Raw genomic sequence first — 14,613 nt, 5'->3', positions numbered from 1 at the left:
GACTGTTGCGCACGAAATCTGGCGCGACTTGCGGCGGGACGACATGGATCATGTCGAACTTTTCTTCGACCCGCGTGACGATGTCGCCGCGTTTCTGTTCAAATGTCGCAATTTTGGCAGGGCCATCAATCGCAACCAGCTTCGATTCAAAATTTAGATGCGCGTCATAGCGTTCGATATATTCCATCAATGCGGGGACATAGGCCGCGACCCCGAACAGCACTGCGCCGCTGTTATGGAATTGCACATCAATGTCTTTTAACACCCCGGCCCGTTCCCACGCACTGCACGACAGATACATTGATTTTTGCGGCGCGCCTGCACATTTGATCGGCATGGGCGGCTGCGTGAACAGCGCGCGGCCTTGCTTGAAATCCTTCACAAGGCGGTTGGTATAAGGGGCAAGGTCGTAACGATAGTTGGACGTTACACCATTTTGACCGAGCGTTTCGGTCAAGCCGTCAATGGCATCCCAATCCAGCTTGATCCCGGGGCAAGCCACCAGCACGCGATAGGCAACCGAACTGCCATCGGCGAGCAGCACTTTGTTGTCCTCAGGCACAAATCCAGAGGCTGCTTTCTTGATCCAGTCAACCGCTTTGGGCATGACCGATTTTTCGGCGCGCTTGGTGAATTCAGCTGAGAATACGCCAGCCCCAACCATAGTCCAGCCGGGCTGATAATAATGGTCTTCTGAAGGTTCGATAACGGCAATCGATAGCTTCTGATTGCGTTTGAGGAGGCTGGAGGCTGTGGCGATTCCGGCACTGCCACCGCCCACGATAACCACATCATAGATTTTGGCGGAGGATGGCGCTGCATCCTGATCTTTTGTCGCCATTTCCCAAAGCTTGGCTGAACGCGCGCCGGAGCGGCAATAGGCAAGAATGGGGGATGGCATTTGGGTCAGAGCCGCTTTCATCTTCGCCGCATCATCGCCTGTAACCGCGCCTGAGATGGCTGGAATATACGTAAATGACAGGCCAAGCGCTTGTGCTTCTTTCTGGATAGCGGCGGCGGATGGTTGCCCCGCCTCTTCGCCATCTGGCCGGTTGCAGATAACCGATTTGAAGCCCTGCGCGGCAGCGTGATGCAGATTTTCTGTCGTCAATTGCCCTGACACAGAAAAGCTTGGCGTGATGGATTTGAACGTCATTTAGGCCCCGCTTGTTTTGGTTTTTGGGATGTAAAAGCTGTGAAGCGTTGCGCGGCCATGCCGACAAACATCGCAACGACAAATGGCGCGACATCGCCCGGCGCAATCGCCAAGTCAGCAAGCGCAGGCCCGGGGCAAAGGCCGGCGATGCCCCAACCCATTCCAAACAATATGGCCCCAATGGCAAGCGGGCGATCTAGCGTGGTCGTGCCTGGTAAATCGAACGTTGGCGCGGCAAGCGGCGCAGATAGCCGCGATCTAATAACCCAAGCCACGGCCATCGGCAGCATGGCGCCACCCATGACGAAAGCGAGCGTTGGATCCCATTGGCCAAACAGATCCAGAAACGCCTGAACGCGCGCAGGGTCCGACATGCCCGAATAGGCAAGGCCGGCCCCGAACAGCGTTCCAGAGATTAATGCGATAAGCGCCCGGGTCATAGCCAACCTCCTGCGCGCAGAATCCCTACAGTCACAAACCCGCTTGCCATGAACATGCCTGTTGCCACCATCGACCGCGGCGAAAGACGCGACAGCCCGCATACGCCATGGCCACTGGTGCAGCCCGAGCCGAGCCGTGTGCCATAACCCACGAGTAAGCCACCGATGATCAGCGGCCAGATGGATGCTGGAAAGTTGACGTTCACCGCACCAACGGTCTGCGCGATCAGAAGCGCACCAAGCGGAAGGCCGACGACGAATGCGATTGCGACATTTCTTGGCGCTCCGCTATCCGCAATGCCCGTTGCCCGCGCCGCCATTCCGCTGACGCCGGCGATCCGGCCAAGGCCGAGCAGCATGATTGCGGCCGCAAGCCCAATCAGCAAGCCGCCCATAAAGCCCTCAACAGGCATGGCGTTGGGAAAAGCCGCTATCATACCGCGTTTACCGGGATTTTGAGGTACGTGATGCCATTGTCGTCCGCGGCGGGCATATGGCCTGCGCGCATATTCACTTGCACCGACGGCAAAATCAGGCGCGGCATATCCAGCGTCACATCGCGCGCCTCACGCATCGCGACAAATTCATCCTCGGTTATGCCGTCATGGGCATGGATATTGCCCTTACGCTCTGCCTCCACAGTGGTTTCCCATGCATATTCCGTGCGGCCAGCAGGCAGATAGTCGTGGCACATAAAGAGCCGCGTCGTGGCAGGCAGCGACAAAATCCGGCGCAACGACTGGAACAATTGCCGCGCATTTCCGCCGGGAAAATCCGCGCGCGCCGTGCCGTAATCGGGCATGAACATTGTGTCGCCCGTGAACACGGCGTCACCAATGACATAGGCAATGTCCGCAGGCGTATGACCGGGGACATGGAGAACGGTTACGTCCAGCTTCCCAATTTGGAAGTGGTCGCCATCGGCAAACAGCCGGTCAAAGTCCGACCCATCACGCTGAAAATCAGTGCCAGCGTTAAACAGCTTTCCGAACACATTCTGGACGGTGACGATATGCTCACCGATGGCGATTTTGCCGCCAAGCTTTTGCTGCAAATAAGGTGCTGCCGAAAGGTGATCGGCATGCGCATGGGTTTCGAGCAGCCAATCAACGGCCAAGCCCTGCTGCGCAACATATGCGATAATGGCATCCGCCGACGCGAACGATGTTCGCCCTGAGGCAGGATCAAAATCAAGCACGCTATCAATGATCGCGGCCTGCTTGGTTTCAGGATCGTGGACCACATAGCTAACCGTGAAAGTCGGTTTGTCGAAAAAGGCACGAATTATCGGAACACCCTTTTGGGCATCACTCACCTGCGCGATGGCATTTTCTAACGCTGAGTCGGGCATGGAAAACTCCTATAAATTCATATTTACATAAATTGTGTAATCGATTATCCGTGTTGCGTCAATACAAGTCTCGTGGCAGCGCCGAGCGATGAACAGGATGAAGAAATGAACGACACGAAAGCAGTTCCCTCACAGCCAATTAGGATTGGCGAAACAGCGCCGGACTTTCGCGCGCGAACAACGCTCGGGGAGCGGAGCCTTTCGGAATATCGGGGCCAGTGGCTTATCTTGTTTTCGCACCCTGCGGACTTTACGCCCGTGTGCACGACGGAATTTGTTGCGCTTGCCAAGTCGGCTGCTGCGTTCGAAGCAACTGGTTGTGCATTGCTCGGGCTTTCCGTGGACAGTATCCATTCGCACATTGCTTGGGTGACTGCGATTAAACATAAATTTGGGGTGAATGTTCCTTTCCCGATCATTGAAGATCCCTCCATGGCCATTGGCCGCGCATATGGCATGATTGATGATGCTGCGGCCGATAGCGCCGCGGTGCGCTCAACCTATTTCATCGACCCCGACGGCATCATTCGTGCTATCACGACGTATCCGCATAATGTGGGCCGCTCGGTCAGTGAAATGCTGCGCCTTCTTTACGCATTGCAAGCTACTCAGGGCGGCGCTGGCCTTGCGCCAGAAGGATGGCAGCCAGGGGACAAATTGCTTGCAATGCCAGTTATAAACAGCGCGGAAATCAGCGGTGGCGATGATTGGTTTTGCCATTTGGCCGACACGAAATGACTTCGCTTTTTGAAAGTCGCGACCGCGCCGTAAAAGCGGCGGACAAGCTAAAAGTCTATGCGCAGCCGCAGCGGCTGATGATCTTATCTTGCCTTTTGCGCGGTGAACGCACGGTGAGCGAAATCGATGCCGCAACGGGCATCGGCCAACCTGCACTTAGCCAGCAACTTGCGGAACTGCGCCGCAACGACCTCGTCAAAACGCGCCGTGCGTCAAAGCAAATCTGGTACGACTTAGCGGATGATAAAGTCTGCTTATGCGTACGCAGCATGGAAGCAATCCTTGGGGACGAAGGCGATGTGGGGCAAATGTTGAATACCGCCCTGCAATTGAACAAGCCTGAGGTACGTTCGCCTCCAGCACGTGGCGCGGCAGGATTCGCCCGCATCATTTAACGGGGTTATATTCTAGCCATCAAAATATGGCCATTCCAACAGAACGAATGGCTAATTGCTTGGTCTATCGCCTTGAAAGTAGACCATTGATGTCGTCGAAAGAGTTAACCTAGCAACCTTGCAGGTGCAAGGTCCGCTCATAAGGAAGTGAGCCTACGCTGATGATGGCTGAATTTGGGCGCAAAACTGCCAATTACATCGCTTCTTACTGCCATCGCCTTGCAACACTGCGTTAGTCTGAAACACACGGATTAATTCTTCGGGTTTGAAACAACAGCCGTATATCTTCTCACGTCAATAATTTATAGAACAATATCAAATACATAAATGTTATCAGTTTCATTATCCATGGCGCGCCAATCAAACCCAATCTAATACGTGGCCGAGGCCAGTCTAACGTTTCAGAAACAGCTCCGCCATCGCATCAATGATGGCGACAGCATCAAGGCGGTAGGTGTCGTAAAGATCGATCAAATCCCCCGTCTGACCGAAACGATCCGTGCCCAACGGGCTGACCCGCATACCACTGACACCGCCCAGCCACGACAACGCGCCTGGCGAACCATCAATCACGGTCACGAGCCCAGCCTCAGGTGCCAAAACCGATAACAGATCTTCGGCATGGCACATTTGCATGGGCTTATCAGTCCAGCGCGCGGCCTTGCTGGCTGACCAGTCGCGATGCAGGACATCGGGCGACGTCACATTTAACACGCCCAATCCGGGAATGTCATCGGCCAGTTGGTCAAAAGCAGCCAGCACTTCAGGTGCAATTGCGCCTGTAAAAACAATCGCCGCTTCGGCGCCGGGTGCAGGTTGTCGTAACCAATAGCCGCCTTTTAACGCGTCCGCCTCCCATTCGAAACCGGCGCGTTGCACCTGCGCCACTTGGCGCGTGCTCAGGCGCAGATATACCGAGCTGCCGTCGGGTTTCTGCATATGCTCAAATGCCCAGCGCATGAACAATGCGACTTCATCGGCATAAGCCGGTTCGAAATACGCAAGGCCAGGCTGCCCCATCCCGATCAGCGGCGTATTGATCGACTGGTGCGCACCGCCCTCTGGCCCCAAGGTCAGTCCGGACGGGGTTCCAACGAGCAAGAAACGGGCATCGGAGTAGCAACCATAATTCAGCGCATCCAATCCGCGCGCGATAAAGGGATCATATACCGTACCAACGGGAATCAACCGCGTCCCGAAATGCGGCGCCGCAAGCCCAAGCGACGTGAGCAAAAGAAAGAAGTTATTCTCCGCAATCCCGAGTTCAATATGCTGCCCTGCGGCATGCGCCGCCCATTTTTGTGCCGACGGAATTTTGGCATCACGGAAGATATCGGCCACATCGGATCGGCGGAAAAGCCCGCGTTGGTTCACAAATCCGCCCAAATTGGTCGTCTGCGTAACATCAGGCGCGGTTGTCACGATACGGTCGGCTAATGTCTCAGAGGATTTGGCGAGATCGAGCAAAACATTGCCAAAGGCCGCTTGTGTCGACTGAACATCGCCAGACGGCACAGGAAGGCGTTCGGGCACGGCGATCACCGACGCATCCGGCTCTTGCGGTTTGTGCGCGAGAACGCTCTGCCCGACAAAGTCTTTCAGCCGCGCCGCGATATTTCCACCCAATCCGGCAAATGGTTCCCATTCCTGCCCGACCTCAACGCCCATGCTGACGCGAAGCTGTTCAATCTGCGCGGGGTTCATCATCCCCGAATGATTGTCCTTATGCCCCGCAAGCGGCAGGCCGTAGCCTTTAACGGTGTAGGCAATAAACAACGTCGGTCGTTCATCATCGGCGCTGTCGAACGCATCCATTAAAGTCTCGATGCAATGCCCGCCCAAGTTGGTCATCAGAGCAGCGAGCCCGTCATCGTCAAAACTGTCGAGCAGCTTTGCCACATGCGGCTTACCACCAATGTCCGCGATCAACCGTTCGCGCCACGCCGCCCCGCCCTTATAGGTGAGCACCGCAAAATCAGCATTCGGACAATTTTCAATCCAGTCCTCAAGCGATTTCCCGCCAGGCCGCGAGAACGCCGCACGTTGCAACTTGCCGTTCTTCAATGTGACAACACGCCAGCCGCAGGTTTCGAAAATATCATCAAAGCGTCGGAACATGCGGTCCGCGGTCGTGCTGTCCAACGACTGGCGGTTATAATCAACCACCCACCAGCAATTGCGAATGTCGTGCTTATAGGCTTCGATCAGGCATTCGTAGATATTGCCTTCATCAAGCTCAGCGTCGCCCATCAGCGATATCATCCGGCCGGCGTCCGCTTCATCTAGCGACCCATGCGCAACAAGATAATCCTGAACGAGGCTGGAAAAGGCCGTAATCGCGACGCCCAGTCCAACCGAGCCGGTTGAAAAATCCACCGGGATTTTGTCCTTAGTGCGTGACGGATAACTTTGTGCGCCGCCCAATGCGCGAAACTGCTGCAATTGCTCCAGTGATTGATTGCCCAGCAAATAATGGATGGCCTGCAGCACGGGGCCTGCATGGGGCTTCACCGACACCTTGTCTTGCGGGCGAAGCGCATGGAAATACAGCGCTGCCATAATCGCCGTCATCGAAGCACAACTGGCCTGATGCCCGCCTACCTTAAGGCCGTCGCGCTTTTCCCGCAAATGGTTGGCGTTATGGACAATCCATGACGACAGCCAGCGCAGCCGCGCATCCAGCGTCTCGATCGTGGCGATTTTTTCTTTTCGGTGGTCAGTTAAGACGGTGGCCATTTCGGTTATTACATCCCCTCGCTTACGCCATATCAGCCCTGCAGGCGCATGTCAGTCCAATGCCGCGGCTTATAAGCAAAAATTATAACCCGTGCGTTCCAACTTTTCGTCACGAAAGACGGCTTGTATCTCATTTGTTTGATAGCCGTCATTTACAGATCACTTGTTTCAAAGCTAGAACCGTTTTGAACGAGGGGGAATCCGACACATGGACACAAGCTTAGCGACGCCACCAGCAGGAACTGGCGCGAACGAACTTAGCCGGACACTCAAGTCCCGGCATGTTTCGATGATCACATTTGGCGGCATCATCGGGGCTGGCCTGTTTGTTGGTTCATCGACGGCAATCAGCACAATTGGGCCTGCTGCGGTTATAAGCTACGCGTTGGCGGGATTCCTCGTATTACTTGTCATGCGGATGATCTCCGAAATGGCCATGGCGATGCCTGGTGTTCAAACCTTTCCCGATTTTGCCCGTACCGGCGTCGGTAATTGGGCCGGGTTTCTTGTTGGATGGCTCTATTGGTATTTCTGGGTCGTCGTGATCGCTATTGAGGCAATTGCGGGCGCGAAGATTATAAACAGCTGGTTTCCGATGCTTGAAATTTGGGAAATCGGTGTGGTGTTGATGGCAATATTGACCGCGGTTAATTTGATGTCCGCCAAATCCTACGGAGAATTCGAATTCTGGTTCGCTTCCACTAAGGTGGTTGCAATCATCGTCTTCATTCTCGCTGCCGCCGCTTATGCCACGGGTGTCACGTCGCCTTCTGGCCCGACTTTTTCAAACCTGACCGAACATGGTGGTTTTGCGCCAGCAGGTATTGCCGTCATTTTCGTGGGTGTATCGACGACGATATTTTCGCTTTGCGGCGCCGAAATCGCAACGCTGGCGGCCGCAGAATCGGAAGATGGCGCAAGCACCATCGCGCGTATGACGATATCGGTATCGACACGCATTCTCATATTCTTCGTGTTGTCGATCCTGATGATCGTATCGATCGTGCCATGGAACGAAATCGAAGTTGGCGCATCGCCATTTGCCCAAGCTTTGCGCGTCATGGGTTATCCCGCCGCCGATCTGATTATGAATAGCATCGTGCTTGTGGCCGTGTTGTCGTGCCTGAACTCGGGCATCTATATCACCTCACGCGCCATGTTCGGTCTCGCCAAAAATGGCGATGCGCCGCAATCTTGTGTGCAATTGAGCAAAGCAAAAGTACCTGCCCGGGCGATCCTGATCGCGAGCCTTTTCAGCTATGTCGCACTTGCTGCATCGGTGCTGTCGCCGGACAGAGTGTTCAATTTTCTGGTGAATGCTTCGGGTGCGATCATGCTGTTTATCTATCTGCTGATTGCTTGGGCACAGCTGCGGCTCCGCGCCGATTTCGAAGCGACTGCTCCTGAAAAACTGAAGCTCAAAATGTGGTTCCATCCTTATGGCACATGGACGGCCATTGCCGGGATGGTGGGCGTTCTGGTGTTGATGGGCATTTCCACATCGCACTCCATTGAACTTTGGACCAGCGTTCTGGTGGCAGCGCTCTTTTTGGTTGGATATTGGGTCAAATGCCGCGTGCAAGCAAAGCAGCGGAAAAATTAATGCCCACCAAAATTTTCCGGACGCAACAATCTTTTCAATCACGGATAATGGCCTGCATATCGCATAAGCATATGAAACTGGTTGCTGGAGCGAATGGATGAAACTGGAAAACGACCCCCTAGCGGCATTTTGGATGCCGTTTACTGCGAACCGGGCGTTCAAAACCACGCCGCGTCAGTTGGCGTCGGCAAAGGACATGCATTATACCGCCGACGACGGACGTCAGATCCTTGACGGTACCGCGGGCCTATGGGCGGTAAACGCAGGCCACTGCCGCGCACCGATTGTCGAGGCGATCCAGAAATGCGCGGCCGAGCTGGACTATGCCCCGCCATTCCAATTGGGGCACCCGCTTGCGTTTGAACTGGCGTCGCGATTGGCGACGATCATGCCTGAGGGGCTGGACCGCATTTTCTTTACCAATTCGGGATCCGAATCGGTCGACACTGCATTGAAGATTGCGCTCGCCTATCAACGCGCCATCGGACAAGGCACGCGCACGCGCCTGATTGGACGTGAGCGTGGTTATAATGGTGTTGGCTTTGGCGGCATTTCCGTCGGCGGCATCGTCAACAACCGGCGGCAATTTGGCACCTTGTTAACGGGCGTCGATCATCTGCCGCACACCCATAATCTGGAACATAACGCCTTCACCATGGGTCGCCCAGAATGGGGCGCGCATCTGGCCGACAATCTGGAAGCTATCGTCGCGCTGCATGGTGCCGAAACCATTGCCGCCGTCATTGTTGAACCCATGGCCGGGTCAACCGGCGTTCTGGTACCCCCGATTGGTTATCTCGAAAAACTGCGCGAGATCACACGCAAGCACGGCATTGTGCTGATCTTTGACGAAGTCATCACCGCCTTTGGCCGTGTCGGCGGCACAACGGCATCCGAAACGCTCGGCGTGACGCCAGACATCATCACGATGGCAAAGGGCCTTACCAACGCCGCTGTGCCTATGGGCGCGGTTGCGGTCAGCCGCCACATCCATGACGGTGTTGTAGAGGGCGGCCCTGATGGCATCGAGCTATTCCACGGCTACACTTATTCCGGCCACCCCTTGGCAGCGGCAGCAGCCCTTGCGACACTTGACCTATACAAGTCGGAGGGGATTTTTGAGCATGCGAGCTCGCTGCACGGTTATTGGCAGGATGCGGTGCACAGCCTGAAGGGCAAACGGCACATTATCGATATCCGCAATATGGGCATTGTTGCTGCCATAGAGCTTGCGCCACATGCAGGCGGCGTTGGCAAGCGGGGCATGCAGTTGTTCCACAAATGCTTCGACAATGGTTTACTGGTCCGCGCGACCGGCGATATCATCGCATTGTCGCCACCGCTCATTCTGGAAAAAACGCATATCGACGAAATCGTTGGACGTATCGGCGAGCTCATTGAAACCGTCGACTAAAGCGACAGCACAATCTTTCCGACATGCTGCTTCGTCAAAAACGCTTCTTGCGCTTTGACGATGTCGAATAAGTCATAGGCGGCTGCAACCACGGGCCGGATTTCTCTGCGTTCAATATAGGAGACGAGGTTTGCAAAAACCTCGGGCTCTAAAACCGTGCAACCGATCAGGCGCAAATCCTTGAGATAGAGCGTCCGAAGATCAAGATCGACAACAGGCCCCGAAATCGCACCCGACACGCCATAGCGGCCTCCGCGCTTAAGCACGTTCAGGATCTCGCCGAACTGCGCGCCACCGACAATATCGACAGCGGCGTCGAAATGCTCTTGCCCGAACAATGATAGCAGATTGGCATCGCGCGGAATGACCTGGGACGCGCCGAGCGCGCGGACGCTATCGGCCTTTGTATCCGCCGCCATGGCGATGACCTCTGCCCCGCGCCGTTTCGCAAGCTGGACTGCCGCGGAGCCAACACCACCTGATGCGCCCGTGATGAGTACGCGCTCACCAGCCTGCAGATTGATACGGGTCAGGATGTTTTCCGCAGTTCCATAAGCGCAGGGAAAGCTAGCCAGTTCGATGTCAGATAACGCAGATTCAACGCGGTGCGCATGAACCGAAGGAACGCAGGCATAGTCCGCAAAGCCGCCATCGACTTCTGATCCGAAATAGAGAATGTCGTAACGGCTCGCGCCGCAAAAGACGGGTTCGACCAAGACCCGTTCTCCGATACGGGCGGGATCGACATTATCGCCGACTGCGACAATCCTTCCGCACGCATCGGCACCCTGAATGCGCGGAAATTGAAACGCGGCACCGGACCAGCCATCATCGCCAGCGCCTTCAAGTCCTTCTGCAGCGCCCGTCTCCGTCGCCTCTGCGACCGATTTGGAATACCAGCCAATGCGCGTGTTGATATCCGTATTATTGACGCCCGCCGCGCCAACACGGACCAGGACATCATCAACACCCGGCTTCGGTACTGGCACATCATCACGCAATTCCAGCTTTTCATAACCACCATGGCCGGTCAGCAAAACTGCCCGCATGTTGGCGGCGATGGTCACTCGGCCCGCGCCAGCCCGAACTGGTTGAGATACCATTTCTGGAACTTAAGAACGCTGCCTTCTTGGTCGGAATAGCGCCCCGGGCGGTAACGGCTCGACATAATGCCGGCCTGATTATTTTCAGTGATGACTTTGTCCTGCGTGGTTGTCGCGTGATAGCCCCAGATCATCTTTTCAATGTCAACCTGGTCCTCCGTCGCACGGCCATCGACAAGCCAGATCATTTCCACATCGGTTTCCAGCGCGCCGCGCGGCGTGAACTGGAACAGGATGGCGAAATGGTCGTCGGCAACAATTTGGCTGAACGGGCTGAAGCTCAGGTGCATCCGGCCGCCATCTGCCTTTGTCCGTTTGCCCATCAATGGCGCAGGCGCTGAACCGTCTTGCGTTTCCGATGACCAGCCATCCTTGTTCATCCGTTGCATCAACAGACGCAGATGGCTGCTTTCGGGGGCGTCGTCGATATTACCGATTGGCCGACCTGCCGCTGCTGCGCTCGCTTCCCAAGCCTGCAACTTGGGCGTGAAACTTGCAATAGCGTCAGCAGGCCCCGAACTTGGCCCTGCGCCAACGGCAACGATCGACTCTGATGCATGCATCGAGCAGAATTCCGGATGCGAAGGCACGCAATGGTAGCATTCAAAGAAATTCTCGATGACCAGCTTCCAATTGGCGGTCGTGGGGTAGCTGCCGGCGTGCGCGATCCGGGCATCAGCAAAACCGTGATAGTCGAGAATGGCGCCCATGTCGCCAAAGGTCGCATCAAAATCGTCCGGTTCGCCCTCGCTCATGTTGATAAAAATCAGGCCATGAAAAACGCGGATATGGCACGCGAACAGACTGTTTTCGGCTTTGTCGAAATCCTCCGGCATTAACCGCGCGGAGATCAAGCGGCCATCAAGCCCAAATGTCCATGCATGATAGGGGCAGACCAGACGCGGCGCATTGCCGCTTTCCGACTGGCAAATCGTCGAACCCCGGTGGCGGCAGACGTTGAAAAATGCGCGGACACTTTCGCTGTTTTCACGAATAACGATAATCTGTTCATTACCGACTCGGTACAGGAAATAATCACCTTTTTCCGGGATGCGTGACACATGGCCGGCCAGCAGCCATTTCTGGCTGATGATTTCATCAAAGTCCGCTTTGAACACCGCATCGCTGGTGTAAAATTCCTGATCAAAGCTGTATCCAACCTGCGTGTTCGCAGCGAGGCGGCCCATAAGTTCAGTGTGCGACATTAGATTTTGATCCGTGCATTTGTGGGGTCATAAAAAGGTTTGAGCGACGCGGTGACAGGATAGCGGACACCGGCAATCTCGATTTCATAATCATCAGCGCCAATTGGCCCGACGACACCGCCGTCGGCGGCATCAACATAGCCAAGGCCGCACGCGCCGCCGAGCGTATGGGCATACATTCCGGAACGAATATAGCCGGCAATCCGGTCGCCCTGCCAAATCGGTTCATTGTGATAGAGCATGGGTTCGGGTGATTTGACCAAGAACTGCACAAGGCGCTGCTTAAGGCCAGCTTCCTTCTGCGCGGCCAAAGCCTCACGCCCGATGAAGCCACCCGCTTTGTCCATCTTCACAGCAAAGCCAAGGCCAGCTTCCAACGGTGTATCCTCATCCGTGATGTCATGGCCCCAATGGCGATAGGCCTTTTCCATGCGAAGCGCGTTCAACGCATGATAGCCGCAATGTTTTAATCCAAACGCCGCGCCAGCCGCGACAATCGCATCATATACGCCCGCCATGAACTCGGTGGGAATATACAGCTCCCACCCCAGCTCACCGACATAGGTGATGCGTGATGCGCGCACGATGGCATAGCCCAGCTCAATCTCTTGCGAGGTCGCAAAGGGGAACGCCTCATGCGACAGGTCATTGGGGCTAATCGATTGCAGCAACGCGCGGCTGTTGGGCCCCATGATCGAAATGACACCCATGCCTGACGACACATTGGTCAGCACGGCATGTGCATCTTCGGGCGTATGGCGTTTCAACCAGTTGAAATCCTTCACCTCGGTTTCAGCGCCGGTGACGATCAGATATGCCGTTTCCGAAAGGCGTGTGACGGTCAGGTCAGCCTCAATCCCGCCTTTTTCATTCAGCCACTGGGTATAGACCAGCTTGCCCGGGGCAACATCGACATCGTTCGCACAGACGCGGTTGAGCACGGCCATGGCGTCGCGGCCTTCAAGACGGAATTTGGCAAAACTTGATTGGTCGAACAGGCCAACCGCTTCGCGCACGGCCTTGCATTCCGCCGCATTGGCTTCAAACCAGTTCTGGCGGCCATAGCTATATTCATATGCGGGCGTGCTGCCGGGTTCGCCATACCAGTTGGCACGTTCCCAACCAAAAGCTTCGCCAAAACACGCACCTTGCGCGACGAGCCGGTCGTGCAAGGCGGATTTGCGCACCCCGCGTGCGGTTTCATATTGCTTGAACGGATAATGCGTCGCGTAAAGAAGGCCGAGGCTTTCGGTAACGCGTTCGCGCAGATATTTGCGGTTAATCTGGAACGGCATGTTGCGGCGGATATCGACGGTCCACAAGTCTGCAGGCGGAATACCATCGCGGATCCAGTCCGCCATGACCTTGCCCACGCCGCCCGCGGATTGCAGGCCGATGGAGTTGAGGCCAGCCGCAACAAAGCAGCCTTTCAATTCAGCGCTTTCACCCAGATGGTATCGCACGTCCGGGGTGAAGCTTTCGGGACCGCAGAAGAATTTTTGAATGCCCGCTTTTTCCAACGCAGGCACACGGCGCATTGCATCAATCAGCAATGGTTCGAAATGTTCAAAGCTTCCTGCAATTTCATCGAAACAGAAATCTTCGGATATGCCGTCCATACCCCACGGCCGCGCATTGGGCTCAAATGCGCCGACAAGCAGCTTGCCCGCGTCATATTTATAATAACCACAATAATCATAATCACGCAGAACCGGCAGTGTATTGTCGATGCCTTCGACGCCTTCGAATAGAACATAATAATGCTCACATGCGTGCAATGGGGCGGCAACGCCAACGCTGGCTGCCAAATCACGCGTCCACATGCCACCGCAGATGACGACATAATCCGCGTCAATCGAACCATCGTCCGTATCTACGCCCGTGATGCGATCACCATTGTGACGGATTCTGGTGACTTTGGTGTTTTCAAAGATTTTCGCGCCGCCAGTGCGGGCACCTTTGGCCAAGGCCTGCGTAATATCGACTGCATTTGCATAACCGTCGCTTGGGATATGAATGCCGCCGACGACATCATCGACATTGACGATATGGGCCAGTTCTTTGATCTCTTGTGGTGTCACGACATGCACAGGCAGGTCAAATACCTTGGCCATGGATGCGCTGCGCTTTAGCTCCTCAAAGCGTTCGGCATTGGTGGCCATCGAAATCGAACCGCACTGGCGATAGCCCGTTGCCTGGCCAGTTTCTGCCTCAAGCCCGCGATAGAGCTCGCCAGTATATTTTGCGAGCTTGGTCATGTTGATGCTGGGCCGCAATTGCCCGACCAACCCCGCCGCATGCCATGTCGTGCCGCTGGTCAATTGCTTGCGTTCCAGCAAGACCACGTCGTCCCAACCGATCTTGGTCAGGTGATATGCAATCGAACAGCCGATGACACCGCCACCGATGATGACGACTTTTGCCTTTTTGGGTAATTCAGCCACGCGGATCAGACCTTCATCTTGGCGTTAT

12 protein-coding genes are annotated in these 14,613 nt (G+C 55.5%); 4 read left to right on the top strand and 8 right to left on the bottom strand.

Annotated elements, in window-relative coordinates:
• The 4 genes from ACIQ5B_RS06805 to ACIQ5B_RS06790 form a co-directional block, all read right to left on the bottom strand.
• Positions 1 to 1,156 (bottom strand): TIGR01244 family sulfur transferase (locus ACIQ5B_RS06805; RefSeq protein WP_397598356.1); only part of this gene is annotated, 1,156 nt, incomplete at its 3' end.
• Positions 1,153 to 1,596, bottom strand: coding sequence for a DUF6691 family protein (locus ACIQ5B_RS06800; RefSeq protein WP_395628868.1), 444 nt, complete (start codon positions 1,594 to 1,596; stop codon positions 1,153 to 1,155). The genes ACIQ5B_RS06805 and ACIQ5B_RS06800, both read right to left, overlap by 4 nt.
• Positions 1,593 to 2,033, bottom strand: coding sequence for a YeeE/YedE family protein (locus ACIQ5B_RS06795; RefSeq protein ID WP_395628867.1), 441 nt, complete (start codon positions 2,031 to 2,033; stop codon positions 1,593 to 1,595). The genes ACIQ5B_RS06800 and ACIQ5B_RS06795 overlap by 4 nt, the downstream gene beginning before the upstream one ends.
• Positions 2,030 to 2,947, bottom strand: a complete 918-nt coding sequence (locus ACIQ5B_RS06790) for an MBL fold metallo-hydrolase (protein ID WP_397598355.1) — start codon at positions 2,945 to 2,947, stop codon at positions 2,030 to 2,032. The genes ACIQ5B_RS06795 and ACIQ5B_RS06790 overlap by 4 nt, the downstream gene beginning before the upstream one ends.
• Before the next feature lie 105 nt (positions 2,948 to 3,052).
• Here ACIQ5B_RS06790 and ACIQ5B_RS06785 point away from each other — a divergent pair, with 105 nt between their 5' ends.
• Both ACIQ5B_RS06785 and ACIQ5B_RS06780 read left to right on the top strand, forming a co-directional pair.
• Entirely contained in the window at positions 3,053 to 3,685 is a 633-nt protein-coding gene (locus tag ACIQ5B_RS06785) for a peroxiredoxin (protein ID WP_395628865.1), read from the top strand.
• Positions 3,682 to 4,080: an ArsR/SmtB family transcription factor gene (locus ACIQ5B_RS06780; protein WP_397598354.1), complete on the top strand. Its 399-nt coding sequence runs from the start codon at positions 3,682 to 3,684 to the stop codon at positions 4,078 to 4,080. Before ACIQ5B_RS06785 ends, ACIQ5B_RS06780 begins: the two co-directional genes overlap by 4 nt.
• A 393-nt stretch (positions 4,081 to 4,473) precedes the next feature.
• Here ACIQ5B_RS06780 and ACIQ5B_RS06775 read toward each other — a convergent pair whose 3' ends face one another.
• Entirely contained in the window at positions 4,474 to 6,816 is a 2,343-nt protein-coding gene (locus ACIQ5B_RS06775) for a transketolase (RefSeq protein WP_397598353.1), read from the bottom strand.
• A gap of 208 nt (positions 6,817 to 7,024) precedes the next feature.
• On the opposite strand from ACIQ5B_RS06775, the gene ACIQ5B_RS06770 reads away from it, so the two are divergent.
• Together ACIQ5B_RS06770 and ACIQ5B_RS06765 are read left to right on the top strand one after the other, a co-directional pair.
• Positions 7,025 to 8,419 (top strand): amino acid permease, encoded by a 1,395-nt coding sequence (locus ACIQ5B_RS06770; RefSeq protein ID WP_397598352.1) that lies wholly within the window; start codon positions 7,025 to 7,027, stop codon positions 8,417 to 8,419.
• Positions 8,420 to 8,516: 97 nt separating this feature from the next.
• Positions 8,517 to 9,833: an aspartate aminotransferase family protein gene (locus ACIQ5B_RS06765; RefSeq protein WP_397598351.1), complete on the top strand. Its 1,317-nt coding sequence runs from the start codon at positions 8,517 to 8,519 to the stop codon at positions 9,831 to 9,833.
• Here the strand turns inward: ACIQ5B_RS06765 and ACIQ5B_RS06760 are convergent.
• Genes ACIQ5B_RS06760 through ACIQ5B_RS06750 form a run of 3 tightly spaced genes read right to left on the bottom strand, consistent with a single transcriptional unit; the run spans position 9,830 to position 14,585 of the window.
• A complete protein-coding gene (locus ACIQ5B_RS06760) occupies positions 9,830 to 10,900 on the bottom strand; it encodes an alcohol dehydrogenase family protein (RefSeq protein WP_397598350.1) in 1,071 nt (356 codons plus the stop codon). The two genes, ACIQ5B_RS06765 and ACIQ5B_RS06760, sit on opposite strands and share 4 nt — an antisense overlap.
• A complete protein-coding gene (locus ACIQ5B_RS06755; RefSeq protein ID WP_395629369.1) occupies positions 10,897 to 12,141 on the bottom strand; it encodes an aromatic ring-hydroxylating dioxygenase subunit alpha in 1,245 nt (414 codons plus the stop codon). Before ACIQ5B_RS06755 ends, ACIQ5B_RS06760 begins: the two co-directional genes overlap by 4 nt.
• Positions 12,141 to 14,585, bottom strand: coding sequence for an FAD-dependent oxidoreductase (locus ACIQ5B_RS06750; protein ID WP_397598349.1), 2,445 nt, complete (start codon positions 14,583 to 14,585; stop codon positions 12,141 to 12,143). Before ACIQ5B_RS06750 ends, ACIQ5B_RS06755 begins: the two co-directional genes overlap by 1 nt.
• Between the last annotated feature and the right edge of the window lie 28 nt (positions 14,586 to 14,613).

This window comes from Sphingorhabdus sp., from assembly GCF_044374345.1.
Lineage (GTDB): Bacteria > Pseudomonadota > Alphaproteobacteria > Sphingomonadales > Sphingomonadaceae > Sphingorhabdus_B.
This window is presented reverse-complemented; position numbering and strand designations above follow the sequence as displayed.

Coding starts and splice junctions, on each gene's coding strand:
- ACIQ5B_RS06800 (WP_395628868.1), bottom strand. CDS start 1,596: ATGACCCGGGCGCTTATCGCATTAATCTCTGGAACGCTGTTCGGGGCC.
- ACIQ5B_RS06795 (WP_395628867.1), bottom strand. CDS start 2,033: ATGATAGCGGCTTTTCCCAACGCCATGCCTGTTGAGGGCTTTATGGGC.
- ACIQ5B_RS06790 (WP_397598355.1), bottom strand. CDS start 2,947: ATGCCCGACTCAGCGTTAGAAAATGCCATCGCGCAGGTGAGTGATGCC.
- ACIQ5B_RS06785 (WP_395628865.1), top strand. CDS start 3,053: ATGAACGACACGAAAGCAGTTCCCTCACAGCCAATTAGGATTGGCGAA.
- ACIQ5B_RS06780 (WP_397598354.1), top strand. CDS start 3,682: ATGACTTCGCTTTTTGAAAGTCGCGACCGCGCCGTAAAAGCGGCGGAC.
- ACIQ5B_RS06775 (WP_397598353.1), bottom strand. CDS start 6,816: ATGGCCACCGTCTTAACTGACCACCGAAAAGAAAAAATCGCCACGATC.
- ACIQ5B_RS06770 (WP_397598352.1), top strand. CDS start 7,025: ATGGACACAAGCTTAGCGACGCCACCAGCAGGAACTGGCGCGAACGAA.
- ACIQ5B_RS06765 (WP_397598351.1), top strand. CDS start 8,517: ATGAAACTGGAAAACGACCCCCTAGCGGCATTTTGGATGCCGTTTACT.
- ACIQ5B_RS06755 (WP_395629369.1), bottom strand. CDS start 12,141: ATGTCGCACACTGAACTTATGGGCCGCCTCGCTGCGAACACGCAGGTT.